Annotated in this window: 22 protein-coding genes and 1 pseudogene; 13 read left to right on the top strand and 10 right to left on the bottom strand. The window is 71.5% G+C overall.

Annotation, left to right across the window (positions count from 1 at the left end; genetic code table 11):
* Window positions 1-37: 37 nt before the first annotated feature.
* Genes ABEB03_RS10300 through ABEB03_RS10290 form a run of 3 tightly spaced genes read right to left on the bottom strand, consistent with a single transcriptional unit; the run spans window position 38 to window position 5,376 of the window.
* Complete coding sequence (locus ABEB03_RS10300) at window positions 38-1,990, bottom strand: TOMM precursor leader peptide-binding protein (RefSeq protein WP_345644987.1); 1,953 nt, start codon at window positions 1,988-1,990, stop codon at window positions 38-40.
* Window positions 1,980-4,256: a TOMM precursor leader peptide-binding protein gene (locus ABEB03_RS10295; protein ID WP_345644984.1), complete on the bottom strand. Its 2,277-nt coding sequence runs from the start codon at window positions 4,254-4,256 to the stop codon at window positions 1,980-1,982. The genes ABEB03_RS10300 and ABEB03_RS10295 overlap by 11 nt, the downstream gene beginning before the upstream one ends.
* A gap of 40 nt (window positions 4,257-4,296) precedes the next feature.
* Window positions 4,297-5,376: an AfsR/SARP family transcriptional regulator gene (locus ABEB03_RS10290; RefSeq protein WP_345644981.1), complete on the bottom strand. Its 1,080-nt coding sequence runs from the start codon at window positions 5,374-5,376 to the stop codon at window positions 4,297-4,299.
* A 278-nt stretch (window positions 5,377-5,654) separates the two neighbouring features.
* Between ABEB03_RS10290 and ABEB03_RS10285 the strand changes: the two genes are divergently transcribed.
* From ABEB03_RS10285 to ABEB03_RS10275, 3 genes are all read left to right on the top strand, one after another.
* Window positions 5,655-5,843 (top strand): hypothetical protein, encoded by a 189-nt coding sequence (locus tag ABEB03_RS10285; RefSeq protein WP_345644978.1) that lies wholly within the window; start codon window positions 5,655-5,657, stop codon window positions 5,841-5,843.
* Window positions 5,844-5,916: 73 nt separating this feature from the next.
* Entirely contained in the window at window positions 5,917-6,771 is an 855-nt protein-coding gene (locus ABEB03_RS10280; RefSeq protein WP_345644975.1) for a maleylpyruvate isomerase family mycothiol-dependent enzyme, read from the top strand.
* 392 nt (window positions 6,772-7,163) lie between these two features.
* Window positions 7,164-7,718, top strand: coding sequence for a L,D-transpeptidase family protein (locus tag ABEB03_RS10275; RefSeq protein WP_345644972.1), 555 nt, complete (start codon window positions 7,164-7,166; stop codon window positions 7,716-7,718).
* A 216-nt stretch (window positions 7,719-7,934) separates the two neighbouring features.
* On the opposite strand, the gene ABEB03_RS10270 is transcribed toward ABEB03_RS10275, so the two are convergent.
* Window positions 7,935-9,698, bottom strand: coding sequence for an MOSC and FAD-binding oxidoreductase domain-containing protein (locus tag ABEB03_RS10270; protein ID WP_345644969.1), 1,764 nt, complete (start codon window positions 9,696-9,698; stop codon window positions 7,935-7,937).
* Window positions 9,699-10,152: 454 nt separating this feature from the next.
* Here ABEB03_RS10270 and ABEB03_RS10265 point away from each other — a divergent pair, with 454 nt between their 5' ends.
* Window positions 10,153-10,782, top strand: coding sequence for a TMEM175 family protein (locus ABEB03_RS10265; RefSeq protein ID WP_345644966.1), 630 nt, complete (start codon window positions 10,153-10,155; stop codon window positions 10,780-10,782).
* Window positions 10,783-10,815: 33 nt separating this feature from the next.
* Here ABEB03_RS10265 and ABEB03_RS10260 read toward each other — a convergent pair whose 3' ends face one another.
* Entirely contained in the window at window positions 10,816-11,325 is a 510-nt protein-coding gene (locus ABEB03_RS10260) for a CGNR zinc finger domain-containing protein (RefSeq protein ID WP_345644961.1), read from the bottom strand.
* Window positions 11,326-11,559: 234 nt separating this feature from the next.
* Between ABEB03_RS10260 and ABEB03_RS10255 the strand changes: the two genes are divergently transcribed.
* The 3 genes from ABEB03_RS10255 to ABEB03_RS10245 all read left to right on the top strand — a co-directional run bounded on the left by ABEB03_RS10255 (window position 11,560) and on the right by ABEB03_RS10245 (window position 13,840).
* Window positions 11,560-12,429, top strand: a complete 870-nt coding sequence (locus tag ABEB03_RS10255; RefSeq protein WP_345644958.1) for an alpha/beta fold hydrolase — start codon at window positions 11,560-11,562, stop codon at window positions 12,427-12,429.
* A 65-nt stretch (window positions 12,430-12,494) separates the two neighbouring features.
* On the top strand, window positions 12,495-12,917 hold the full coding sequence (locus tag ABEB03_RS10250; protein ID WP_345644955.1) for an ATP-binding protein: 423 nt from the start codon (window positions 12,495-12,497) through the stop codon (window positions 12,915-12,917).
* A 62-nt stretch (window positions 12,918-12,979) separates the two neighbouring features.
* Window positions 12,980-13,840 (top strand): DUF427 domain-containing protein, encoded by an 861-nt coding sequence (locus ABEB03_RS10245; RefSeq protein ID WP_345644952.1) that lies wholly within the window; start codon window positions 12,980-12,982, stop codon window positions 13,838-13,840.
* A 174-nt stretch (window positions 13,841-14,014) separates the two neighbouring features.
* On the opposite strand, the gene ABEB03_RS10240 is transcribed toward ABEB03_RS10245, so the two are convergent.
* Window positions 14,015-14,233, bottom strand: a complete 219-nt coding sequence (locus tag ABEB03_RS10240) for a hypothetical protein (RefSeq protein WP_345644949.1) — start codon at window positions 14,231-14,233, stop codon at window positions 14,015-14,017.
* Window positions 14,234-14,456: 223 nt separating this feature from the next.
* On the opposite strand from ABEB03_RS10240, the gene ABEB03_RS10235 reads away from it, so the two are divergent.
* Together ABEB03_RS10235 and ABEB03_RS10225 are read left to right on the top strand one after the other, a co-directional pair.
* Window positions 14,457-14,612 (top strand): DUF6131 family protein, encoded by a 156-nt coding sequence (locus tag ABEB03_RS10235; RefSeq protein WP_345644946.1) that lies wholly within the window; start codon window positions 14,457-14,459, stop codon window positions 14,610-14,612.
* A 536-nt stretch (window positions 14,613-15,148) separates the two neighbouring features.
* On the top strand, window positions 15,149-15,325 hold the full coding sequence (locus ABEB03_RS10225) for a CsbD family protein (protein ID WP_345644943.1): 177 nt from the start codon (window positions 15,149-15,151) through the stop codon (window positions 15,323-15,325).
* A gap of 246 nt (window positions 15,326-15,571) precedes the next feature.
* Here the strand turns inward: ABEB03_RS10225 and ABEB03_RS10220 are convergent, their stop codons facing one another.
* The gene (locus ABEB03_RS10220; RefSeq protein WP_345645966.1) at window positions 15,572-16,288 is read right to left on the bottom strand and encodes a hypothetical protein; all 717 of its coding nucleotides are present in this window, start codon (window positions 16,286-16,288) and stop codon (window positions 15,572-15,574) included.
* Window positions 16,289-16,529: 241 nt separating this feature from the next.
* On the opposite strand from ABEB03_RS10220, the pseudogene ABEB03_RS10215 reads away from it, so the two are divergent.
* Window positions 16,530-17,182: pseudogene (locus ABEB03_RS10215) on the top strand (DUF2637 domain-containing protein); the annotation flags it as partial.
* 1,045 nt (window positions 17,183-18,227) lie between these two features.
* On the opposite strand, the gene ABEB03_RS10210 reads toward ABEB03_RS10215, so the two are convergent.
* Window positions 18,228-19,178 carry an NUDIX hydrolase gene (locus ABEB03_RS10210; RefSeq protein ID WP_345644940.1) on the bottom strand — a complete coding sequence of 317 codons (951 nt, stop codon included), beginning with the start codon at window positions 19,176-19,178 and terminating at the stop codon, window positions 18,228-18,230.
* Window positions 19,179-20,351: 1,173 nt separating this feature from the next.
* On the opposite strand from ABEB03_RS10210, the gene ABEB03_RS10205 reads away from it, so the two are divergent.
* Window positions 20,352-21,890 (top strand): pectate lyase family protein, encoded by a 1,539-nt coding sequence (locus ABEB03_RS10205; RefSeq protein WP_345644937.1) that lies wholly within the window; start codon window positions 20,352-20,354, stop codon window positions 21,888-21,890.
* A gap of 135 nt (window positions 21,891-22,025) precedes the next feature.
* Here ABEB03_RS10205 and ABEB03_RS10200 read toward each other — a convergent pair whose 3' ends face one another.
* Window positions 22,026-22,862, bottom strand: a complete 837-nt coding sequence (locus ABEB03_RS10200; protein ID WP_345644934.1) for a helix-turn-helix domain-containing protein — start codon at window positions 22,860-22,862, stop codon at window positions 22,026-22,028.
* 112 nt (window positions 22,863-22,974) lie between these two features.
* Between ABEB03_RS10200 and ABEB03_RS10195 the strand changes: the two genes are divergently transcribed.
* Window positions 22,975-23,568: an NADPH-dependent FMN reductase gene (locus ABEB03_RS10195; RefSeq protein WP_345644931.1), complete on the top strand. Its 594-nt coding sequence runs from the start codon at window positions 22,975-22,977 to the stop codon at window positions 23,566-23,568.
* A 142-nt stretch (window positions 23,569-23,710) separates the two neighbouring features.
* The gene (locus tag ABEB03_RS10190) at window positions 23,711-24,676 is read left to right on the top strand and encodes an NAD(P)H-dependent flavin oxidoreductase (protein ID WP_345644928.1); all 966 of its coding nucleotides are present in this window, start codon (window positions 23,711-23,713) and stop codon (window positions 24,674-24,676) included.
* Window positions 24,677-24,916: 240 nt separating this feature from the next.
* On the opposite strand, the gene ABEB03_RS10185 is transcribed toward ABEB03_RS10190, so the two are convergent.
* On the bottom strand, window positions 24,917-25,222 hold the full coding sequence (locus ABEB03_RS10185; protein ID WP_345644925.1) for a hypothetical protein: 306 nt from the start codon (window positions 25,220-25,222) through the stop codon (window positions 24,917-24,919).
* Between the last annotated feature and the right edge of the window lie 86 nt (window positions 25,223-25,308).

Genomic DNA, 25,308 nt, shown 5'->3' with positions numbered 1-25,308 from the left:
GACCGGGTGCCGCGGTCGGGTGGTGCGGGGTGACCGGTCAAGGGAAGGGATGCGGAGCGGGGTTGAGGTCCTGAGGCGCCAAGTCGGCGTCACGGAGACCGGCTTCGCGGAGCGCGGAACGGACCCGGGGCATGGTGGGACCGCGCTGCCTGCGCCACCCGAAGTCGATCGGGACGAGACCGGGTACCAGGACCTTGACCGTGCGGAATCCGAGGTCGCGCTGTTCGGCCGAGGTCTGGTCGACCACCACGACGTCGAAGCCCCGTGCCGTCACGGCGGCGACGCAGGACTCCACGTCCTCCCGCAGGTCCGCGGACGGGCGCGGCGAAGCGGGTCCGCAGGCCAACGAGTCGAGCGGCACCCGGTCGGCGTCCGCCCGCTCCTTCAGCAGGAAGTCGGTGTACGGGCCCATCTCGGGCAGCCCGTACAACAGAGGGTGGTCGTGCAGGACGCGCACCTCGTCGAAGTCGTGCGTCATGCGCCGCAGCCGCTTCTCCTCGCGGGCCACCCGGCGACGGAGGTTGACGGAGTCGGTGGCGATCTCACAGAGTCCGGCGGCGAGCGCCGCTTCGGGGTCGAGTGAGGCACCCGCGCCGAAGCAGAGCAACCCCGGTCCCCCGTCGAGGCGTTCGGCGACGGCGGTCACCACCGGCACCGGAAAGGTGATGCGGGTGTCGAAGAACCGGGCCCGGTAGCCGTACATCGCCAGCCGGTCGACCATGGCGCGGGTCGCGGCCCGGGTGCTGGTCGACGGATCGATCTCGGGCAGCCGCGCCCGGCCGAACCAGGCCAGCAGGAACGCGTCGCGTTCCAGAGTCTCCAGCAGCCCGTGGTGGACGGCCTCCGTGAGCGAACCGCCCGACGCGCAGCCGTTGGAGCTCTCCTGCACGAAGCGCCGCCGGACGCCGCCGGGCGCGTGGTAGTACGCCACCACCTCCGGTACGAGGACGGGGCGGGCGTCGCGCAGGGACCAGCCCCACACCCAGTCCACCGGCCGGTCGGGCGCGAAACGCGGTGCGTCCGGCTCCGCGGCGTGGAAGGCGTCCGAGTACAGGCCGGTGACGCGCGGGTCGACAGCGGTGTCGCCGAGCTCGTCGAGAGCGGCGGTGACGACGGTGCTCCTCGCGCGGGCCCGCATCCCGGCGTAGCGCTCCAGGCCCTCCAGCAGGCCGACGCGGACACTCGTCGCATAGGCGTCGGTGTGGCCGCCCCAGTAGCAGTCGCGCAGGTAGGCACCCGAGCGGGTGGTGAACGCGCCGACCGCGGACGAGGTCGAGGCCGACGTCAGGTCGGGGGCCACGGACGGCCCGAGCATCCCGGTGACGGGGTTGGCGAACGCCGCCGGCGCGAGGTCGTAGGCGTCCAGCGGGCGCAGCCGGAAGCTGTCCGGGGCGTGCTTCGGGGTGGGTTCGAGCGTGACCCGGGCGGCTTCGGTGGTGTCGTCGGAGCGTGTCGCGCAGGACGGGCACTCGCCGTCGGGCACCAGCGGGAACCGGGACACGTGCAGGGTTTCGAGGTCCAGCAGCCAGACCCAAGGATGACGGTCCGAGGGTGTCCGCCGGGCCGCGGACGCGACGAGCGCGGCGAGGGCGTCCGCCACGAAGGCGGCCTGCCACGGCGGGGTCCCGGTGGCACGGGGATCCCCGCCGCACTCCAGGGCGTCGCGGAGGAACCCGGCGCGCACCGCCTGCCAGCGGCGGGCCAGGCACTGCGGGCAGCCCGTGGCGCCGGCCGTGGCGAGGGGGCCGACCACGGCATGATGCCCGTACAGGCTCACCGGGACGGTCCCCGGCGTGAACTCGCCCGGTTCGACGGCGAGTTCGTCGCGCACACCGAGCGAGGTCACGAGCGTCGGCGGCATGCCGGGGTGACGCCCCGCGCGATCCGCGAGGGCGGCGGTGAGTGCTTCGCACAGCGCGCTCCACGGCCCGGTGGACCCCGGTCGCGCCACGGCCTCGGGACGCGGTGCCGGCACGGTCTCAGTGGGCACGGTGCTCCCCGCGGGTCAGCAGGACGCGCACCGCGTGCACATGGCCGGCGGCCAGGTCGGGCGCGGCCACGGGCACCGCGTAGGCGTCGCGTCCGGCGGCGGCGAGGCCGTCCAGCACGGCCGCCCAGGTGGTGGTCGTCCCGGGGAGCGGCACGGGGTCCTCGACGACGAGGGTGGCGGCGTCCAGATCGGCCCAGAGCGGGTCGCCGGTATCCGGCCGCCCCGCGGCGCGGGCCGTCTGTTCGGTCCCGAGCAGGTCGCGCAGGGCTTCCAGCACGGCGTCACGCAGCCGCAGTCCGCAACCGGTGGCCCAGCGCACGGCACCGGTCTCCGCATCGGTGAGGCGGGCCATGGAGACGGGCAGTGTGCCCCCGCCGGCGGCGGTGAGGTCGAGGACCTCCGCGGTGATCCCGAGGTTCTTCGCCGAGCGGAGCAGGAACAGCAGCTCCGGGTCGTCGGTGCGCACGGCCGGGTCCACGGCACGCACGGGCGCGGTGCGGTGCACGGCGCCGCGCAGCGCGTCGTGGGCGAGCGCGGTGCCCAGGGCGCGGACGAGCGCGGCGCGCGGGCTGCCGGCGGCGCCGGTGCCGGCCGAGGAGCGTTCGAAGAGGCCCTCGTCGTTCCAGCCACCGAAGGTGCGCACCGCCCCGGCGGGCACCAGGACGGTCCGGCCGTCGAGCAGCGAAGTGGCCTCCGTCCAGTGGGCGATCGCGTCGGCGGGCACGTCGAGGCCGCTGGAGACGGTGAGTTCGGCGGGCGTCACGCGTGCCCACTTGCCGACCGCGGCCTCCAGAGCGGTGGCGTCCAGGACCCGCGGCGGGACGACGTGCTCGGCGTACACCTCGGCGGCGCGGAAGACAGCGGTGAGGCGGGCACCGGCGACGTGGTGGACGTCGACCGCGGAGATCCGGCGCACGCGGCCGGGTACGAGGCCCAGGCTGACCGTACTGACCTTGAGCGGGGTCTGCTCCCAGTCGTCGTCGGCGTAACCGGTGAAGACCCCGGCCCTCTCGTGGACGAGGACGTCCCGCTGCTCCAGGGCGGTGAGGGCGGCGCGGGCCGCGTCCTCGTCGGCGGCGCCGTCGGCGGGCAGGGCGGCCGGTTCGTCGTCCGCGTGCCGTGTGCGCAGTGCGTCGCCGGTGACGGGGAGCGGCTCGTCCGCGCCGCCGCAGAACCGGCAGCGCGGGTGCGGCAACAGCGGTTCGGTCAGTACGTCGAGGGAGTCGAGGTCCTGCACGACGACCTGGTTGCGCGTCTCGGCCGGCAGCGCATCGGTGACGAGGCGGAACACCTCGAAGGCGAGGAGGTTGCCGAGCATGCCGGCGAGCGGGCCGCCGAGGGCGGCCGGGGGAGTGCCGAGGGGTACGGCGGGACCGACCGACGCCCACAGGTCGGCACTGTCCGCGGGGTCGGCGCCGGCCCCGAGCCGCAGGGCGGCGCAGGACCAGCAGCCTGGTGCGTCGCCGGTCATCACGGGGCCGATGACAGCGCGGTTGCCGAAGGTCCAGGCGCCGAGCAGCCGACGGCCGGCCGGTACGCCCTCGGTGAGCAGACGGATCATCTGGCGCGGTCCGGCCGCGCCGGTGACCAGGACGGTGTCCCAGCCGTCGAGTTCGTCCCAGCCGTACGTCTGCGCGGTCGGGGCGGGCAGCCGAGTGACGCGCGGGGCGCAGCCCGCGCCGTCCAGTTCGGCGGCCTCGGCGTCGAGGTCGGCGGTGCCTTCCACGCCGTGCAGTTCACGGCGCAGGACGCCGTGCGAGGAGTCCGGCTCGGTGACGGCGACGGCGGCGCAGCCGTTGCGCAGCAGACCGAGTGCGGCCCAGCGGGCCACAGCGTCGTCTCCGAGCACGGCGACGGGGGTCGAACGGAATCTCAGGAACCGTCCGGGTGCGTCGTCGGCGTAGTGGTCGAGATAGTCGAGCTGATGCGCGAAACGCGCTGCGACCTGCGGCGGAAGGACGTCGGACGATGGTTCGGGCGCGGCGTCCCGGGCGAAACCACGCGCGTAGAGTGCGCGCACGAGTTGGACCACCATGTCGCGCTGCTTGTCTCCCAGGCCGTCGCACAGCTCCTCGACCCGTCGTCGGCCGTCGAGGTGAGGCACGATCAGCGCGGCGAACCGGTAGGCGGACCGGGTGACGACGTTGAACCCGCCGTGGGCGTTGTGGAAGAGCACACCGGACGGGGTGCGGGTGAACAGCACGTCCCTGCGGATGCGGGGCCGCGACCGCGCGATCTCCTCGTACGAGGCGGGAGTGTGAGCCATGGGTTCCGAAACCTCCGATGGGGGCGGGGGCGGGGGGCGGTCAGTCGGCCGGTGGCGGGGGCATGTCCGCCGGGATGTGCTGGGCGGCGACCGGGGGAGCGGTGCCGGCGGCCTGGACGAACAGGCGTAACAGGTCATGGACGCGGTACCGGCCGGGCGGGCCCTCCTCCAGCAGCCCGGCATCGACCAGGGAGCGCAGTACGGCGGTTCCGGGAGCCGCGGGGGAGGCCCGCCCGCGGGCCGCGGGCGCCTCGGCGAGCGCCACTGCGGGCGGGGTGCCGGCCGGGGGCAGCGCGGGATGTCCGTCAGGTGGTTCGCCGCGCAGCACGGCGAGTTGGACGCGGCGCAGCGCCGGACCGGGTTCCACGCCGAGTTCCGTGTCGAGGTGGGTACGGATCCTGCGGTACTCGGCGAGCGCCTCGGCGCGCATCCCGGAGCGGTACAACGCCTCGATCAGCAGGACGGAGAGGCCTTCGTGCCCCGGATGGGCCTCGACGGCCCGGCGGGCCTCGCCGATCATCTCGCGGTGGCGTCCCAGGCGCAGTTCGCCGTCGAAGACCCGCTCGACGGCGAGCAGACGTTCCTCGGAGAGACGCGGGACCTGGTCGCGGTGGAGCTCGTCGGAGTGGACGTTGCCGAGGAGCGGGTCCTTCCAGAGGCCCAGCGCGGCCCGTGCCAGGCGCAGCGCGGCCTCCGGGTCCTCGCAGGCCTGCGCCCGGGAGAGCAGGTCGCGGAAGTGGAGGAGGTCGAGGGTGTCGACGTCGGCGTGTAATCGGTAGCCGCCGGCGACGGCCTCGATGGTCTGGTTCGCGACGCCGTACTTGGCGAACAGCCGGCGCAGCCGCAGCACACAGGTGTGCAGAGCGGCCTTGCCTCCCGCGGGCGGTGCGCTGCCCCAGACCACGCGCTGGAGGAAGCCCGAGGAGACGACGGCGCCGGGATGGAGCAGCAGCGCGGCGAGCAACGACGCGGGGCGGGAGGGTTGCAGAACGACCGTCTCGCACCCGTCGGTTATGGCTAACAGGCCCAGTACCAGGAACCGGGGGCGACCGGGGGACGGCGCGGCGGCGAGCCGCTCGGGGAGCGCGCCCTCGGGCACGCGGGCATCGGTCTTCTCCACAGCCCCTCACATCGCACGGTAGGTGATGTATCAACGGCCTTGCGTGGAAGGGCCGTTGCGCACGCTCGGGGTGCCGATCGTGGACATGACCGCTGCCGAGAGGCGAACTTAGATTGCGTATCGGACGCCCGTCCAGTGGTTGACGTCAAACATCTGGTAACACGTTAGGTAGGCAACGCCTCCTGAGACATGCCCCGTTGGCGAGCGGGCCGACAGGGCATACTCTTCGACGGGCGTTCCACGACAGCCCCCGGAACACCGCACTCAGGGGAGGACCCATGCCGTGGTGGGCGCTGATCCCGGTCGTCTCGATGATCACCGGGCCGGTGGCGCTGTACGTCATGACCCGCAACAAACGCCGCAACGACGACACCGGCGAGCTCTCGCAGAAGTACACCGCGCTGCTGGAGGAGACCACGTCCGGCGAACTCCCGAACGGCCGGGGGCGCTACCCGGAGTCCCGCTGAGCCGCGTGGAGGAACGGGAGCCGAGGGAGCCGCGCACCGGCCGGCCGCGGCGACGGACGGCGGGGCGGCGACCATGAGCGGCCGGCCCGACGGCCCGCCCGTCGACCGGTCCTGGCTGGGCGGACCGATCGACGCCCGCCCTCTGTTCGGCCCGGAACTGGCCGCCCTGCTCGACCTGCTCCGCTCCCTGCGCCCGCGCGAATGGCACGGCACTCCGGTCCCGGGCTGGACCGTGCACGACCTCGCCGCCCACATCCTGGGCGACTACCAAGGACGCCTCGGCCGGCGCACGGGCGAGAACCGGCCGACTTTCGCGCCCGGCGAGACGCTCGAAGCGTTCATCCACCGCACCAACCAGGAATGGGTCGACCTCCACACCGGCCACAGCCCGGCCGAGCTCATCGACGCCCTCGAACAGGCCGGCACCGAGGTCAGGGACCGGTTCGCGGTGGCCGACCTGGACGCCGCGGGCCTGGGCGTGTCCTGGGCCGGGGCCGACCCGGCACCCAACTGGCTCGACCTCGCACGGGAGTTCACCGAGTACTGGACCCACCGTCAGCAGATCCGCCACGCCACCGGCCACGCGACGGACCCGGAGCCCCGGGCCCTCGCCCTGGTCCTGGACACGTTCATGCGCGCCCTGCCGCACACCCTGCGCGACAGCACCGCGCCCGTCGGGACGCAGGTTCAGGTGACGGTCGACGGGCAGGCCGGCGGCACCTGGACGGTGACCGCGACCCCCGACCGCTGGTCACTGGCCGAATCACCGCTCGGCCCGCCGGCCGCTTCGCTGGGCATGGACGCGGAGACCGCCTGGCGCCTGTGCACACGCGGCATCGATCCGGGCACCGCGCTCGGCCGCTCCCGTACGCGAGGAGACCGGCGACTCACCGAAGCCCTCTCCCGGATCGTGTCCATCGTCCGCTGAACGCGCCCTGCCGGTCGCCGTCCGCATCCCACGTCGGGACGGACGCAGACTCGACGAAGACACGACGAAGATGTCACCGCCCCTTGCGCGGGCCGGATCGCACCTTAGGCCGGATGCCCGCGCCCGGATGCACCGCGTGTCCCGGCCGCCACAAAATCCTGATCATGTGGAGATCCTCGAGAACTCGATCCGCTCATCGTGCAATGCGCCGCGGCGGTGCCCGCCATGCCATAGCCTCGACCGCTGCCTGTGGCCTTCTCCTGACGATCGCCACGGCATGCGGTGACACGACCGCGGGGAGGAGCCCCGGTGGTGCACCGGGCACCAACGGCCCGGCGTCCGCCTCGCCCCGCTCCGCGAAGCCCGACCGCGTTCCCGGCATCGGAGACCGGATGTGGCGGCAGGTCCCCGCCGACACCCGCCAGGTGGTGGCCGTCTACGGGGACGACAGGGACTCACCCGACGGCGTCGTCGTCCTCTACGAGAAGCAGGGCGAGACCTGGAAACGGACCGGCAGCTGGCCCGCCCACAACGGCAAGCTGGGCTGGACGACCGACCATCAGATGGACGACGAGCGCAGCCCGGTGGGCGTGTTCACCCTGACCGACGCGGGCGGCGTGCTGGCGGACCCGGGCAGCCGGCTGAAGTACCGGCAGGACGACCACGCCTTCGCGTCCACGATCTACTGGGACGAAGCCCACGAGCACGACTTCGACTACGTCATAGCCATCGACTACAACCGGATCAAGGGCACCCCGCCCTACGACTGGTCCCGGCCCCTGGGTGTGGAGAAGGGCGGGGGCATCTGGCTGCATCTGGACCACGGTGACGGCACGTCGGGCTGTGTCACCGTCCCGGAGTCCGGGATGAGATCCCTGCTGCGCACCCTCGACCCCGCACGTCACCCCGTCGTGGTGATGGGCGACAAGGACCGCCTGAAGCGCTGAGGACGCCTCGCACCCGTTGGCCGTCCCGACCGGCACGCCCCTCCCCCTGGCCGGTCCGGACGGCAGTCGGCTCTGGTGCACGTCCTGCCGGGCCTGGGACGAAATCCCCCCGCACGGAGAGGTGTTCCGCGTGTCGCTGCCGCAGCGCGCGTTCAGACGGTCCGCCGAGCGGCTGGAGGGCACCCGCCTCCCAGGCCCGGGCATCCTTCGGCCCCTTCAGAGGTCGAGAACCACTTCGGTCGTCGGTTCGCTGCAGCAGACGAGGACGGTGCCGGGTTCGGGCGGTTCGAGGGGCTGCGTGGTGTAGGTGGTGTCGCCCGACACCACGTGGGTGACGCAGGTGTGGCAGACGCCGGTGCGGCACGACCAGCGGGTGGGGACGTCGCAGGCCTCCGCGAGATCGAGGAGGGAGGCGTGGGCCGGTGACCACGGTGTGGTGACGCCGCTGCGGGCGAAGGTGACGAGCGGGCCGGTGCCTTCGGGGCCGGGTGGTCGATGCGGTCGGACCGTGGCGGTGGGCGTGACGCCCGGATTGATGGCGGGCAGGGCGCTGAACTGCTCCACGTGGATCCGCGCGGGGTCCAGGCCGAGTTCGCGCAGGAAGCCGCCGACGTCGTCCATGAAGGCGGTCGGTCCGCAGAGATAGGCGTCGGCGTCGGCGGGGATGCCCAGGGCCGCGAGTGAGCGTGCGCTGGGGCGGCCCTGGCCGATGTGGGCCTCGTCGGGACGGAGGGAGGCCTCGGCCGTGTAGGAGATGTGCTCGTGGGCCTGGGGGAGTTGGGCCAGGAGCGCGTGGACCTCGTCCGCGAACGCGTGGTGGGCGCGGTCGTGTGCGGTGTGGATCCACCAGACGGGACGTGGGTCGCGTACGGCGGCGAGCCGGTGGAGCATGGCGAGGACGGGGGTGACGCCGATGCCCGCCGACAGCAGGACGACGGGTCCGGTGCCGTCCTCGAGGACGAAGGTCCCGCGGGGGCAGGCGATCTCCACGAGGTCGTCGGCGTGGAGACGTGTGTGGAGGTAGCCGCTGACCAGCCCGTGCGGCTCGTGCTTCACGCTGATGCGGTACGAGCGGGCCGTGGGCGTGGAGGACAGGGAGTAGCTGCGCACCGCGGGGGCGCCGTCGCCGACGGGGACGCGGATCGAGAGGTACTGTCCCGGGCGGGAGGCCGGCAGTGGTGTGTCGTCGGTGGTGTCGAGGTGGATGGACGACACGGCGGGGGTCTCGGGGACGATCCGGGCGACACGCATGGTCTTGAATCCCGGCCATCCCGGCACCTCTCTGGGCTGCTGCGGCTCGGCGCGCCCGCCGGGCCAACCCGGTTCCTGCTTGGGCTGCTGAGCGGCCGCGAGTTCCCGGAAGGACTGCTGCCATCCGGGGCTCAGGGCGGGGATGCGGAGCGCCCTGCGCAGCTTGGCGGGGTCGCGGTCGGGGAGGTAGAGCAGTGCGTCGATGTCGGCGACGCTGAGCTCTTCCGGGCCTCTGCGGGTGAGGGTGATCTCGTCGCCGGCCTGGACGTGGCCTTCGGAGATGACCCGCATGTAGAAGCCGGGGCGGTGGTGGGCGACCAGCAACGACGCCATCGTCGGTTCGCCCAGGCGCATACCGACCCGGTAACAGGTGACGCGGGGCTGGCTGACCTCGAATTCGGCGTCGCCGATGCGGTACCGGTCGCCGATGCACACCTCGTCGTCCGGCAGGCCGGCGACGGTGAGGTTCTCGCCGAAGCTCCCGTAGGACAGGTCGTCGCGGCCGAGGTGTTTCTGCCAGTACTGGTAGGACTCCTGCTGGTAGACGAGGACGGCGCGCATCTCGCCGCCGTGTCCGGCCAGGTCGCCCTGTCCGTCTCCCGCGATGTTCAGCCGCCGCACCATCCGGGGCCCGCGGACGGGAGATTTCCAGGCGCCGGTGTGGACGGTCCTTCCCTGCCAGGAGACGTCCTTGGGCATTCCTACGTTGACGGACAGCAGCGTCGCCATCGCGGACCTCCTGCGGGGGCGGCAGGGCCGGCAGCCCCTCGTGGCGTGGTGATCTGGGCGCTCGGGCCGATCCTAATTCTTGTGCGGGTACCCCCGCGATTCCGCGTCACGGCGCGCGCCCCGGCCTCAGGTGCCGGAGGCTGGGGCGATGGGAGAGGCTGCTCACGGAGCACGCGGGCCAGGAAGCGGCGGAGCACGCGGGTCGGGTGCCGACGGACCGGAGGGACCGCGTGGGCCCGGAGCCGGAGGACCGGACGCGCCCGGAGGCGAGGGCCGGCACGGGTCACGTACCGACGGGCCGGACCAGCCGGGAGGCGACCGTCAGCACGGGCTGGGAGCCGACGGGCCGGACGAGCCGGGAGGCGACAGACAGCACCGGACGGCGGCCGGTGGGCCGGACGGGCCGGGAGCCGACGGCCCGGACGGGCCAGGGGGAGGGGCCACGTCGTTCGGCGTGGAGCGCGACCCCGCCCGGGTGGTCGCGTTCAGCGACGGCGTCATCGCCATCGCCATCACGCTGCTCGTCCTGGAGATCCATCCGCCGCGGGACACCAGTCACCTGCTGCACGATCTCGTCGCGCTGTGGCCGTCCTACCTGGTGTACGTCGTCACCTTCATGCTGATCGGGCAGGTGTGGGTCAACCACCACATCATGTTCGACCACGTCCGCAGCGCCGACCGGGTGGTGCTGTTCTTCAACACCGTGTTGCTGATGGACGTGGCCTTCCTGCCCTTCGCCGCCTCCGTACTGGCCGAGGCCTTCCGCGACGGACACGGTCAGCGCACCGCCGTAGTCCTCCACGGCGTGGCCTTCGCATTCCTGGCCGTGCTGTTCAACGTCATCTGGTGGCACGTCCGCCGTCGCCGCCTGCTTGCCGCCTCGCTCGAACCGGCCGGCGTGGCGGCGATCGGCCGACGCTTCCGGCTCGCCGTCGCGTGGCTGGCCACCGGAACCCTGATCGGCGGGGTGCTTCCGGTACTCGGCGTGGCCGTGATCGCCGCCTTCATCCCCTACTACTGGCTGCCCATCGCGGGCGAGATCGCCAGGGTGAAGCGCCGGCGCGGCCGCGGGAATCAGACGTGACCCCGCCGGCAGGCCTCGCCCGCCGACGTGGGGTCACTCGGCGGCGTCGCGTGTGCGCTGGTAGTGGCGCCGGGCCTTCATCCGGTTGCCGCACAGTGCCATCGAGCACCATCGGGCCTTGTTGGTCTTGCTGCGGTCGAGGAGGAAGCGCCGGCACTCGGGGTTGGAGCAGGGCCGCAGCCGACCGGGCATCGTGTCCTGCAGCGCGCTCCACGTCATGACCGCTTCGACCGCCATCCGGCGCTCCGCGGGGGCGTCCAGCTCCCAGGAGACGCCCGTGGGGGACAGGTGCGGGCGGGAGAACACGTCTTCGAGGAGCGGTGCCAGTGAGGTGGCGGGCAGGCTTCCACGCACCACGTCCTGAAGGACGTCGCGTGCGCGCAGAAGGTAGCGGCGCTCTCCAGGGCCGCCGGTTCCGCCGTGGGCCTGCTGCCAGGTACTGGCCGCCTCCGGATCCGCCAGCTGGTCCTGGACCTCGTCGCGCACCACTGGCGTGCTGTTGAGGAGCTCCAGCAGGGCGTCCTGCCGTTCTCGGTCTGCCACTCCCGCACCTCCTAACCTGCTGGATTTGCTTGAAAGGTTACATTAGTTCTTTCGAACTAACCAGAGAAGATTGCTTGTGAGGTTAGCTGCACTCGCGGTCACGACGTCGGCGCCCAGTGGGTGAGGGGTGGGTGAGCCCGTTTCGATCTAACCAGTAAAATGGAATTGACAGGTTAGAGTCGGTGTGCTCGACTGGATATGTAACCGCTGAAACTCGATGGAGAGGTTATAGCCATGATCGCCGAAGTCCACCACCGCACCGCCACCGTCGACGGCCTCGACGTCTTCTACCGGGAGGCGGGGGACCCCGAGGCACCCGCCGTGGTCCTCCTGCACGGCTTCCCGACCAGCTCGCACATGTTCCGCCACCTCATCCCCGCGCTCGCCGACCGGTACCACGTCATCGCGCCCGACCACATCGGGTTCGGCCAGTCGGCCATGCCGGGCCTGCCGGACTTCCCGTACACCTTCGAGGCCCTGACCGACGTCACCTCCGGACTCCTCCGGCAGCTGGGCGTCGACCGGTTCGCCCTTTACGTGCAGGACTACGGCGCGCCCATCGGCTGGCGGCTCGCCCTCCAGGCGCCCGACCGCATCACCGCGATCATCACCCAGAACGGCAACGCCTACGAGGAAGGCTTCGTGAAGGCATTCTGGGACGGACTCTTCGCCTACGCCCAGGCACCCGGACCCGGCACCGAGGCACCCGTGCGCGGCGCCCTCACCCCCGAGATCACCCGCTGGCAGTACGTGAACGGAGTCCCCGCCCCCACCCTGGTCAGCCCGGACAGCTGGGTCCACGACCAGGCACTGCTGGACCGACCCGGCAACGACGAGATCCAGCTCAAGCTGTTCCGCGACTATCCGACCAACGTGGACCTCTACCCCCAGGTCCACCAGTACTTCCGCGATTCGCAGGTTCCGCTGCTGGCGGTCTGGGGTGCCAACGACGAGATCTTCGGCCCCGCAGGCGCTGAGGCGTTCGCCCAGGACCTGCCCGACGCCGAGATCCACCTGATCGACTCCGGGCACTTCGCCCTGGAAAGCCACCTCGGAACCATCACCGGCCACATCCGCGACTTCCTCGCGCGCGTCCTCGCCTGACGCTCAGGGCGTCGGGGCGGCCGCCGGCTCTCACCCCTCACGCCGCGCCCGGCAAAGGATCTGCCATGCCACACCTCGCCCAACACGCTTACGGCGCGACCCCGCAGACCGTGCGCAGCGCGCGCGACTTCGCGATGCGGGCCCTCGACAGCTGGGGCGGGTGCGGACGCCGCGACGACATCCGTACCTGCGTCTCGGAACTGGCCGGCAACGCCGTCCGACACGGAACCCCGAACGGACACGACTACCTGCTGCGCCTCATCCAGCACCCGCACTGCCTGCACGTCGAAGTCCACGACAGCGCACCCCACTCCCGCGTCCGCATCCCGCCCGCCTCACCGAACGGGGAAGCCGGGCGAGGCATGCACATCGTCCAGGAGCTCGGCGACGACTGGGGCGTCCGGGCCCTCACAGGCACGGACAAGGCCGTCTGGGTCTGCTTCCGCAGACCCGAGTCCCTCATCGCCCGCTGCTCCTGCACCTCCTGACCGTTGACACACCCGTTCCGGGGTGCGGTCGCTCGCCCACCCCCTACCCGGAAGGATTCGCCATGGGACTGTCGTGGCAACAAGGCCCGCTCTCCGCCGGCGCGATCGGCCGCTTCCTCACCCCGCAACCCCTGCCGGAGCGCCTGCTGTTCGCGGAGCGACTGCGCCGCCGCATGCGCGTGAAGTTCAACGACACCTGGATCGCCGACAGCGAGGACGTCGTGCTGCTGCACGAGCCGGGCCGCTACCCCGTGGCCTACTTCCCGCGTGAGGACGTCGACGCGCAGGTCCTGGTGGCGAACGGCAAGGTCACCCACCACAGGGACCTCGGCGACACCTCCTGGTACGCGGTGCGCGCCGGCGACCGGACCACCGAACGCGCCGCCTGGGAGTTCACGGCACTGCCCGGGCACGCCACCGAACTCCAGGACCGTATCGCCTTCGCCTGGCGCGCGATGGACGCCTTCTACGAGGAGGACGAACGCATTCTGGGGCACGCCGCGGACCCGTACCACCGCATCGACATCCGCAACACATCCCGCACCCTGGAAGTCCGCCTCGGCGACACCGTGGTGGCCCGGTCCGAACGCCCCGTCGTGCTCTTCGAGTCCGGCTTCGCGCCGCGCTGGTACGTCCCTCGCGCCGACGTCGACGAGAGCCGGCTGCGGCCGGTCGAAGGGCAGACCTTCTGCCCCTACAAGGGCCTGTGCGACTACTACGACATCGGTGACGCGCGTCGCGCCGCCTGGTCGTACCGCAACGCCTACCGGGAGGTCGACCGGATCGACGACCTGGTGTCCTTCGAACCGGACCAGGTCGAGGTACGCCTCGACGGCGTGCGTCTGCAGCTGGAACCCGGCCAGAAGGTCGTCCCCCATGGCATCGACCGCGGCCTGGAGGCCGACGAGGTCGAGGCGCACTGACCGCACGGCAGGCCGACCTCTTGGCGCAGACCGATACTTTCGTGGCCGGTGCCTGCCTGCCCGTCGACGGCGGCCGGTCTCTCGTCCGACCCGTCCCTCACCGCGGGAACATGACGAGGGCCCGGTCGACCCTGTGCCACCCAGGCACCAGGGCATCGCGAGCACCCCGCCGTGTCACGGTCGCTGCGCCCACACCTCCGGGCCCCCGCCGTGCCACTCGATGAACGGCGAGTCCGCCACGTCGATCTCGTCCAGCCCGGCCCACCCCGCCGATCGCAGGAACGTGGCGAGGTCACGCAGGCCGTAGGCAATGCCCATGGACTCCCCGTCGACGACGACCTCACGGCCGCGGGGGTCAGCAGGAGGGCGGACGATCACGGAGCGCTCAACCATGAGCATCACCTTCACGTCGCGTCGCGGCCGCCGCAACAGGAGGGGGCCTCGCGAGCGACGCCCAGAGAGCCGCCCCGGGCCCGCTCAGGGACGTGCCCCAGGATGCGCTCCGGGGAAAGCGCTGCTTCCTTCACCCCCGAAGATTCGCCGGAACCGACGGGTGACGTCCCTGCTCGGGGGAACTCGGCAGCTTGGAAGGCATGACAACCGCAGGAGGCACGCCATGATCGCCCTCGGCATCATTCTGCTCATCATCGGTCTCATCACGGGGATCTCGATCCTGTGGACCATCGGGCTCATCCTGGCCGTGGTGGGTGTGGTCCTGTGGGTCGCGGGATCCATGGGGCACGCCGTCGCCGGCCGCCGCCACTATTGGTGAGCCGACCACCGTCCCACTCCGTCGCCGGGGCCGGCCAGAACCCGGCCCGGACCGCGTCGCCGACGACGCTGCCTACGACGGAGTGGGACACGAAAGCAGTGCTGCGTGCGCTGCGGCGCCACCACGCCCGGGCCGCGGGCCCGGAGTTCGCGCGGTGCGGGCAGCAGCGTCTTCCGCGCCCGGTCCGCGAACGGCAGCTGTGACGCACCGCCGACCCGGACGAGGGCGATCTCGGTGAAACGCGCCTCGACATACGGTCGAACGGCCTCGATGCTCGTCCAGACACGGAATGTGATGGTCGGACATCGCTGAGAAGTCGAACCCGGCCTCCTCGGCCCGCACCACCTGCGTCACCAGGCCTGGGGGACGGGCCGCTCGGTGATCACGGCGCATCCGGAAGAGCCGCACACGGCGAGTGCCCGGTCTGTCGGGAGGCACGGGTTGCCGCCCGGTGCGGGCAAGCGCAGGGTGAAAGCATGTGCGGGAGTGTGTCGTCCTTCCCGCGCCGCAACGAAGCTCGAGAGGTCGCGGTCCAAGTGAGCAAGGGAAGTGCCAAGGCGAAGCAGGTCAAGGGCAAGATGAAGCAGACCGTCGGCAAGGCCGTGGGCAACAGGTCCCTCAAACGGGAGGGCCAGGCCGAGATGCTCGGCGGCAAGGCACAGGAGATGGCCGAGAAGGCAGCGCACAGGGCCCGGAGGATGATGGGGCGCTGACCCGGCTCGTCGAAGCCGCACGCGACGACGGGCATCGTCCGCCACTCCGCGTGTCCGGCGGACGCGGGCGGCTGCGGACCCCGACGCGGCGGCACCACCGCGTCCGCCGAGCGCGAGCCGGTCGGCCGCACGGGCGTGCTCCGCGACAGGGCGCCGGGGCCGTGAAGGACCCGAGCGGCACCCCCGCCGATCGGCACGGTCGGCGGTGGGACGGCGCCCCCCGGCGCAGCCCCGGTGGGGCCGGCGCTACCCCGGACGGCCGCGGGTGGGCTCGACTCCTGCCAGTGCGACCCAGCGCGCGACCTCCTGCTGGTGCGAGCCGTCCTTCGTCGCCCGGGCGACAGCGGCGGCCTCCGCCTCATCGGCCGAGTTCCCGCGCGTCAACAGGGCCAGTGGCCACCGTGGTTCATCAGGCTCGTCGCCGTCGAAGGGGTGCCAGTCCCACGGGCCGTCGAAGCGCCATGCACGTCCCGCGGCGTCGGCCACCTCGTCACCGGCGACGAGGCAGGCGTAGGGGCGGAACACGAGCTCGAAACCGATCGGGATGCCGTCGTCGGGACAGATGTCGTAACCCTGTTCCTCCGATTCGGGATCGAGCGACCGGCCTGTGCGGAGGACCACCACACGGCGCCCGGGGCGGGGCAGACGTCCGGTCTCCAGCGGCGGATCGAAGTGATCGACGGCCACCACGTGGACGAGCGACGGAGGAATCCCGACGCGGCAGCCGGCCCCGACCGTGAGCTGTTCGGCGGCCGGATCGGTGCGGAACAACTCCTTGTCCCACGCGTACGATTCCGGATCGCCGACGAGCGCCACGTCCCCGTTCCACTCGATCCAGTCGCAGTGCGGATCGGCCGACCACCACGGCCACTTCAGCACCACGTGTTCAAGGGTCTTCCGGGTGACCCGCGCCGGGGTGTAGGGACAGGAGACGATGACGACGTCGCCCACCCGCAGTTCCATTGTCACCTTCAGCCTCCACCAACGACACGACCCGTCGAGACAGTACGGCCGACGGTGCGGCAGGATGCGGGCGGGTGCGGTGCGGCCACGCGGGAGAATGTGTCTCCCCGGCGGTTCCGCGCCGGGGAAAGGCCCCAACCCTGCGCTCGTCGTGGGAGTGTGAGGGCTGCTCAAGCAGGGGACGTCGAGGGGAGAGCGGGACGTGGCCGTCGGCAACGGTGCGCCATTGCGACTGACGCGGATGCACCGGGTGCTCATCGGCGTGGTCGTCACCGGTGCGGTGATCATCGCCGGTATCGGCTTCGCCGGTTCGTACGCCGCCGTCCGCGAGCTCGCGATCAAGAAGGGCTTCGGGAACTTCTCCTACGTCTTCCCGATCGGCATCGACGCCGGCATCTGTGTCCTGCTCGCCCTGGACCTGCTGCTGACCTGGATCAGGATCCCCTTCCCGCTGCTGCGCCAGACGGCATGGCTGCTGACGGCCGCCACCATCGCCTTCAACGGCNGAAGCTGTGGGAGCTGCGCTCCTACGAAGCGGTCATCAAGCTCGAACAGGAACGCCTCGTCTACCAGGCCCGGCTCCGCTCCCGCTTCGGCCGCGCCTGGCGCCGCAAGGCACCCGTCGAATCCCTGATGCCCCTGCGCCTCGCCCGCTACGGCGTCCCCCTCGCCGAGACCGCGCCCTCCGGCCTGGCCGCCGCGGGCATCGAGGAGCCATCGGTCCAGATCACCGGCGAACGCACCCTGGTGCCGAATCAGCGGCGCCACAGCCCCGCACTGGACACGACCCCCGTCCCCGTGGCGGCCGTTCTGCCGCCCGCCGCCGCGCAGCAGTCGCCTCCGGGGCCCGCTGTCCCTGCGCCGTCGTACACCCCGCTTCCGGACCCGGAGCCGGACCACGAGCGGCGGGCCGGCGCCCTCGCCGGTGCGTACGGGGCCTGGCTGTCCGCCTTCGGCACCGAGCCCACGCCCATTCAGTTCGCGATCTGGCTCCGCGACGAGTACGGCATCTCGACCGGGGCCGGAGACCCGCTCTCCGACGAGCAGTTGGAGCCCCTCGTGCGCGTTCTGAAGGAGCGCCACACCTCACGCGACGTGGTGACCGGCGTCGAAGACGCGGAGAACGTGGACGGCGAGCTCTCCTGGAGCGACTACTTCCACAACGCCTGGCTCAGCTTCGCGCGAGAACACGGCGCCTATCCCGACGCCGACGCCCTCGCCGAGTACGTGTACCGGCTCGACGGCATCACCGGAGCCACGGGGCAGCCCGTGACCGGCGCCGATGTGCAGGCCTACGTCATGGAGTTCCAGGAGCGCGAGTACGACGCGAGCGGCCCCGCGCCGGGCAGGGGTGAGCCGGACGGCTCCGCCCCCTCGGATCCTGTCGCGGCACGCGAGGACAGCCCTGCCGCGGACAAGGCCGCCGCGGCCGCGCAACGCGGCGCGAGGGCCGACGGGGACATCGACGGACAGCGTCCACGTGACGGTGCGGCGCAGCGCCCCGAACTCACCGCCGTCGACCGCTACTACCTCGCCTGGACGGAATACCAGGCCCGGCACGGAGCGGAACCCGACCCCGACGAACTGTCCGCCTTCCTCGCCGCCAAGGGCGTGTTCGGCCGCGGAGGAAAGGCTGTCAGCCCGTCCACGCTGCGCCGCTACCCGCTCTGGTTCCGGATCTACGGAGTGTGGGCCGAGCACCGCATGCGCCACGACCGGGTCCCCTCACCGGACGCCGTCGCCCAGGACTGCGCACGCCGCGGGATCACCGGCCAGCACAACAGGCCGATCACCGCCGTGCAGATCGCGGAGCAGTCGCAGGACTTCGAGCGCCGCTGGCAGACCCTGACGCATCTGCACGCCGACACCCCCTAGGCGAGGGAGTCCTCCACGACGGAACCAGGAGACCGAGTCATCGGCTTCCGCTTCCCGGCCGGGATCACGCCGCCCATCCCATGTGGGTGTACGTGTCACCGCGGGCGATGCCGGTGAGTGCGGCGCGGGTGTACTCGACGAGTTGGCCGGGCAGCGCGTCCAACGGCCACCAACGCCACTGCGTGCACCGGTCGGGTTCGAGGACCTGAGGCTCACCCTGCCAGCGGGACGCGGCGAAGAACAGCTGCATCCGCGGGACCGGGCTGCCGGGATCCCGCACATCGACGACGTGCACGAGAGCCAGGTCGCTCGCGTGCACGGTGATGCCGGTCTCCTCGGCCGTTTCCCGGATCAGGCAGGTCAGCGCCGACTCGCCCGCCTCACGGTGTCCGGCGGGCACATGCCAGATCAAGGGGGCGAAGGCACTCTCGGGGGCGCGTTCGCCGAGCAGGACGGCGCCGTCGCGTTCGAGGTAGAGGTGCACGCCTACGATGCTGCGCTCACGTTGAGCGGCGGTCTCCTGGATGCGCAGTGCGGGCGGCCTTCCCGCGGAGTCGAGCCGGGGGCGCGGGTGCTTCCGGTGCTCGTGGACGACGGCCGCGGTGCCGGGGTCCAAGGCCATGTGCACGATCTCGGCGGCGTCGGTCCAGCGCAGTTGGATGCCCTCGTGGAGGGGGATCTCGTGGGCGGGCCGGTTGAGGGTGCCGAGGTACACGATGGTGCGGTACTTCAGCCGACCGTCCGTGTCGACCGTCTCCACGGTGACGAACGGGGTGAGACCGGGGACGGTGAGGCCGGTCTCCTCACGCAGTTCACGGACCATGGCCTCGTCGCAGGTTTCGCCGGGCTCGGTGTTCCCGCCGAGCAGGGACCAGCGGCCGGCCTGCCAGATGGGTTTGTTCGCATCGCGGAGGTGGAGAAGATACCGGCCGTCGTCGTCGACCAGGAGAGCGGCGGTGCCGGGGACTTCCGTGGTGAGGAGCGGCTGCGGTGCCGCGGATTCGATGCTGGTCACGTGAGGTGTCCTTTCGTGCGGTCGGTGCCGGTGCGGGGTGGGATGCCGGATTCGGTGTTCAGCGTTCCTGGGACAGGCGCAGGAGGTCGGCGAAGGTGCCGCCGGCGTGGACGAGGTCGTCGTAGGTGCCCTGCTCGGTGAGGCGGCCCTGCTCCATGAAGACGATGTGGTCGGCGATCCTGGTGAGTCCGTCATCGTCGTCAGCCGTGGGGTGATGCGCCGTTCCGCGTACGCGGCCAGTGCCACGACGAGCCGCGCCACGGCGGTGGCGGCGATACGCCCGAGGACACGGGGGAGTCGGGCGCACAGGGCGCGGAAGCCGACCTCACCGAGCGGGTTCACGGAGTAGTGCCCGGAGTAGGTGATCTCGGCGGGAGGCGGAAGGCGGGAGGCGGGAGGCGGGGGCGGGACGAGACGGGAAGAAGCGGTTAATTGCACATCTCCCTGCGGGATCGGACGGGGGTGAACGCGGCGCCACGGGATTCAACGACAGCGGCGTCGGGTTCGAACACACGTATTTCGGCCGCAACGGATTCCGTGTGTGGCGCGGTCGTGGCGTGGGCCGCTCATGGAGGCACGGGGCAGGGGTGTGGGCACTCCTGGCCGAATCGCCGCTGTTGATACGCCTGTGGCTGCCGAGGTCGACCGGGCCATGGGGAGGGAGGCACTCCGAAGTAAGCGCTTCACGTTCGCCCTCGTGGTCCATGCCGGTGGTGGTGAAGGCCGAGTTCGCGGGATCGGCGCCGACGGGCACTTTCACCACGTAGTACTGAGAAGGGTCGGCAAGACCCTTGCCGGCATGTCGGGTGACCCTTATTGTCTGCCGACGGAAAGCGCTTTCTCGCTTTGCCTCGAGACCCCGCCCAGGGAGCGATCGTCGCGAGGGCCGTCGCGACGTGTGCACGAGCCGCCAGTGATCGAGCAAGGGACGTCCCGCGATGTCCATGTGCCGTGGAACGAGGGCGCGGCAACCCGGTACGCACGCCACGCCCTGACGGAAACCGGCAAAACCGGCAACCGGCAACCGGCAGCCGTCACCGGAACCTCCGCGTCGGACCACGCCGATGCCCACCCGGCAGGTGCCGGTCGGAGGTCCGACGGTCGCCTGCACGAGGCGGACGCACGGCAGCAAGTGCAGGTGCTCGAAGTCCAACGACGAGTCAGGAGACGAGTATGAGAAGACCAGTTGCACTGCGACTCTTAGCGGCGTCGGCCGCGATGGCCATCGCGGCCGCGGTCGGTGCGACCCTGTCGGTGCCCGAGGCGTCGGCGGCGACCGCCGGTGCCACCGGATACGCGACCCAGAACGGCGGGACCACCGGCGGGGCCGGCGGCCAGACCGTCCGAGCCGGCACGGGAACCGCGATCCACGCGGCGCTGTGCGCACGGGCCAGTAGCAGCACCCCGATCACCATCGAGGTCGAGGGGACCATCAACCACGGCAACACCGCCAAGGTCTCGGGCGACAGTTGCAACACGGCTGCCGGCGTCATCGAGCTGAAGCAGATCAGCAACGTCACGATCGTCGGGGTCGGCAGCGGAGCCGTATTCGACCAACTCGGCATCCACATCCGCGAGTCCAGCAACATCATCATCCAGAACGTGACCGTCCGGAACGTGAAGAAGTCGGGATCGCCCACGTCCAACGGCGGCGACGCCATCGGCATGGAGAGCGACGTCCGCAACGTCTGGGTCGATCACGCCACCCTGGAGGCGTCGGGCGGAGAGGCGGAGGGATTCGACGGCCTCTTCGACATGAAGGACAACACGCAGTACGTGACACTCTCGTACAGCATCCTGCGCAACTCCGGCCGGGGCGGCCTCATCGGGTCCAGCGAGAGCGACCTGACGAACGGCTTCGTCACCTTCCACCACAACCTCTACGAGAACATCGACTCCCGTACGCCCCTGCTGCGCGGCGGCACGGCCCACATCTACGACAACCACTACGTGAGCCTCAACGAGTCCGGCATCAACTCCCGCGCCGGCGCCCGCGCCAAGGTGGAGAACAACTACTTCGAGGACTCCAAGGACGTCCTGGGCACCTTCTACACCGACGCCGCGGGCTACTGGCAGGTCGGCGGCAACGTCTTCGACAACGTGACCTGGTCAGCCCGCGGCAGCGAGAACAACCCCGCGGGCCCCGACCCCCAGTCCAACACCACGGTCGGCATTCCCTACTCCTACGCGCTCGACGCCGCGAGCTGCGTGCCGGACATCGTGAGCCGTACGGCAGGTGCCGGTACAGGGCTCCAGGTGTCGAACGGCGACTGCACCGCGCAGACGCCGACCCCCACTCCCACCCCGACCCCGACTCCCACCCCGACCGAGGAGCCGACCCAGCCGGCCGGGACCAACCTCAGCATCGGGGCCGGCTCCGACGGCTCCAGCAAGGCCGACGGCACGAGTTACGGCAACGTCCGCGACGGTGACCTGAGCACGTACTGGTCGCCGGCCGGCTCGACGGGCTCCGTCTCGATCAAGTGGGGTTCCTCCACCGCGGTGTCCGGCATCACGATCCGGGAGGCGTCGGGATCCGTGGGCGCCATCACGTCCTGGAGGGTCCTCGACGCCGACACGGGTGCCGTCCTCACCTCCGGCAGCGGCGCGGGCGTCATCACCTTCGCGCAGACCTCGCTGAAGAAGATCACCTTCGAGATCACCGCATCCACCGGCACCCCCAAGGTCGCCGAGTTCGAGACCTACCGGTAACACCCTTGTGGTCCAGGGCTCTCGGTGCCCGGAACTCCGGCAGGCGGGCTCCGTGCGGACTCACCTGTGCCATGGCACCGGTGACGCCCCGACGTCCGGAGGTGAGCGGTGTCCCACCGCCCGCCTCCGGACGTGTCACGAGATGGCCCGGAGCCGGCCGTGGGAGCGGTGGCAGAGGCCGTCGACGGCCTGGGCCGTCCGTTCGTCCACGGGAAGGAAGACGACCAACTGCTGTGCGTCGGAGGAGAGGTCGAGCGTCTCGCGGTTCAGCCGCAGCTCGGGCCCGTCCGGGTGGTTGAGTCTGAGCTCCCCGCGCCGGGGAACCACGTGACGGTTCAGACGGCGCGTGAACTCGGGCCCGGCGAGCGGAGCGAGCTCCGCGGTGAGCCACTCGGCGTTCTCGACGGAGGGGCCGAGCCACAGGTCGAAGGCCTGCTCGTCCGCGATGTCGCCCCAGTCGGCGAAGAACGACCGGGCGCGAGGATCGGTGAAGACGTAGCGGGTGAGGTTGGGCGGGTCGGCGTCGAGCAGTCCGGTTCCGCTCGTCAGCGCCTCGTAGCCACTGGTGTGGGCGAGGACGTCGCCCAGCCGGTTGGTCACCACGGCGATGGCCGGTTCGAGGAGACGGAGCGTCTCCAGCACGGACGGCCGCACGTCGCGGCGTGCCGGTGCGGGCCTCGTACCGGCGCTGCACGCACCGCCGGTGATCTTCGCCAGGTAGCGCAGATGGTCGCGCTCCGAGCGGTCGAGGCCGAGCGCGTCGGCGAGCGCGTTCAGGACCGGCACCGAGGGATTGCGGTCGCGCCCCTGTTCCATACGGGTCAGGTACTCGACGCTGATGCCGGCCCGTGCGGCGAGATCCAGGCGCCGCAGCCCCGGCGAACGGCGGCGCCCGCGGTCCGGCAGCCCCAGCGACTCCGGCTGGATACCGTCGCGCTTGGCCCGGATGAAATCCCCCAGTGGCGTACCCATGCTGCGAGCATAGGACGCGGTCCGTCGTGCGCGGAGCGCTCAGACTGGCCCTGCGGGGGCCAGCCTGAGCACGGTCTGGCTGCGGCGGGGGCCCGGCGTGATCGTGGTGGGCATGGAGAACAAGCACAAGCTGCTGATCATCGTCGGAAGCGTCCGGGAAGGACGGTTCGGCCCGGTGGTGGCCTCATGGGTCGCCGAACAGGCGGGAGCACACGGCGGGTTCGACGTGGACGTCGTCGATCTCGCCACGATCGACATCCCGTTGGAGCTGCCCGCGGCATCACCGAAGTACGCAGGGGACGACTACCCACGTCCGGTCGGGATGGCGGCCCTGACCTCGGCACTCGAACGCGCCGACGCGTTCATCGTGGTCACGCCGGAGTACAACCACAGCTATCCCGCCTCGTTGAAGGCGGCCATCGACTGGCACTTCACCCAGTGGACGGCCAAGCCCGTCGCCTTCGTCAGCTACGGCGGCGCGGCGGGCGGCCGGCACGCGGTGCTGCACCTGGAGAACGTGCTGACCGAGCTGCACGCCGTGACGATGCGCGACGGTCTCGCCTTCCCGAACTACTTCACCGCGTGGCAGGACGGCCGTCCCCTCGACCCCGACGCCCCCACGTACGCCAAGACGGTGCTCGACCAGCTGGCCTGGTGGACCGGTGCGCTCCGGTCGGCGCGGGACGCCGCCCCTTACCCGGCGTGACAGCGGTGACGAACCAGCGGCCCCGTCGGACCGGGGACGGGTCCGTAGCCCGTGACGGCACACGACGGGCCGTCGGAAGACGGCGGCCTCGTGCGACGCAATGCGTAGCGGCCGGCACGACGGGTGCGTGAGGATGACGGTCATGGGATTGTCGACGGCGTTCACGGAACTGTTCGGTGTGGAGCACCCGATCGCCCTCGCCCCGATGGGCGGTACGGCCGGTGGTGCGCTCGCGGGAGCGGTCTCGCGGGGTGGTGGGTTCGGCCTGCTGGGCAGCGGCAACGGTGACCAGGACTGGCTGGCCCGCGAACTGCCCGTCCTGGCCGAGGAGAGCGACGGGAAGCCGTGGGGCATCGGCTTCCAGACATGGGCGATCGACGCCTCGGTGGTGTCGCGGGCGCTGGAACACCGGCCGGCGGCGGTGATGTTGTCCTTCGGTGACCCGACTTTGTTCGTGGAGCGCGTCCGTGGCGCGGGCACGGCGCTGATCCTCCAGGTCACCGACCTGGAGGAGGCCCGCAGAGCGGTGGATCTGGGCGCCGATGTGATCGTGGCGCAGGGCACCGAGGGCGGCGGGCACGGAGCCCGGCACGGGCGGTCCACGCTGCCGTTCGTGCCCGTGGTGGTGGACCTGGCGGCGCCGGTGCCGGTGCTCGCGGCCGGCGGGATCGCCGACGGGCGTGGCGTGGCTGCGGCACTGGCGCTGGGGGCGTCCGGCGCCCTGCTCGGAACGCGCTTCCAGGCCACGACCGAGTCCCTGGTCGACCCCGCGACGGCCAAAGCGATCGTCGAGGGCCGCGGCGAGGACACCGAGCGCAACAGAGTGCTGGACATCGCGCGCGGCTCGCGATGGCCGTCGCGCTACACGGCGCGTACCCTTGGCCACCCTTTCCTCGACGGCTGGCGGGGCAAGGAGGAGGAACTCGCCGCGGATCCCCGGGCCAGGCAGGCGTACGAGGATGCCGCGGCACGGGGCGAGATCCCTGCGTTGCCGCAATGGGCGAGCGAGGCCGTCGACCTCATCGAGGACCTGCCGTCCGCGGCCGATCTGGTCGGCACCATGGCCCGCCAGGCCGAGGACGCGCTGGCCCGGGCCGGAAGGCACTGACCGCGCCGGCAGCGAGCCGGCCAGGACGAGCAGGCCTCATTGAAACGGCCTCCGGTCCACGACACGTCGATCACTTGATGTGACGTCAGTCAGGCGCTTCGGACGGGGAGTTGTCCACCTGTCCGAGGCGGGGTCGGTGCTGGTCATGGTCCGCCGCACAGGTGGGGGGCCGTCCGCGCACTGGCGCGGCGGCCCCCCTTCTGTCGCTTCGTGACGTTCCCGACCTGTGCCGAGGGAGCGTCAGCTGACGATGATCACCACGGGTGACGAGTTGAAGCCGTACCCGCCGAAGCCGGCGAAGCCACCGAAGCCGCCGTACCCGAACGAGTTGCCGAAGCCGAAGCCGCCGCAGTTCGAGTTGAAGCCCCGGTTGAAGCCGACGCCGAACCCGCACCCGCTGCCCGCCGGGATGTTGGGCGACAGCGAGACGGCCCCGTTCGTGGTCGCGGCCGAGGCCGGGCTTGCGGCCACTCCCATACCCGCGATGACGCCGCCTGTGAGGAGGGCAGCGGCGAGGGTTCGCATGACCGGTTTCCTGCGCATCATTCGGTCTCCTTTCCCCCGAATACCTGCCCCCCTCCGGTTTCTCCCCTCGCACTAGGTAACACCTGTTCGGCGGAACGTACCACCCG

Source organism: Streptomyces siamensis (genome assembly GCF_039543605.1).
Classification (GTDB): domain Bacteria; phylum Actinomycetota; class Actinomycetes; order Streptomycetales; family Streptomycetaceae; genus Streptomyces; species Streptomyces siamensis.
Note: the sequence above shows the minus strand (reverse complement) of the source record. Positions and strands in the feature narration are given on the sequence as shown.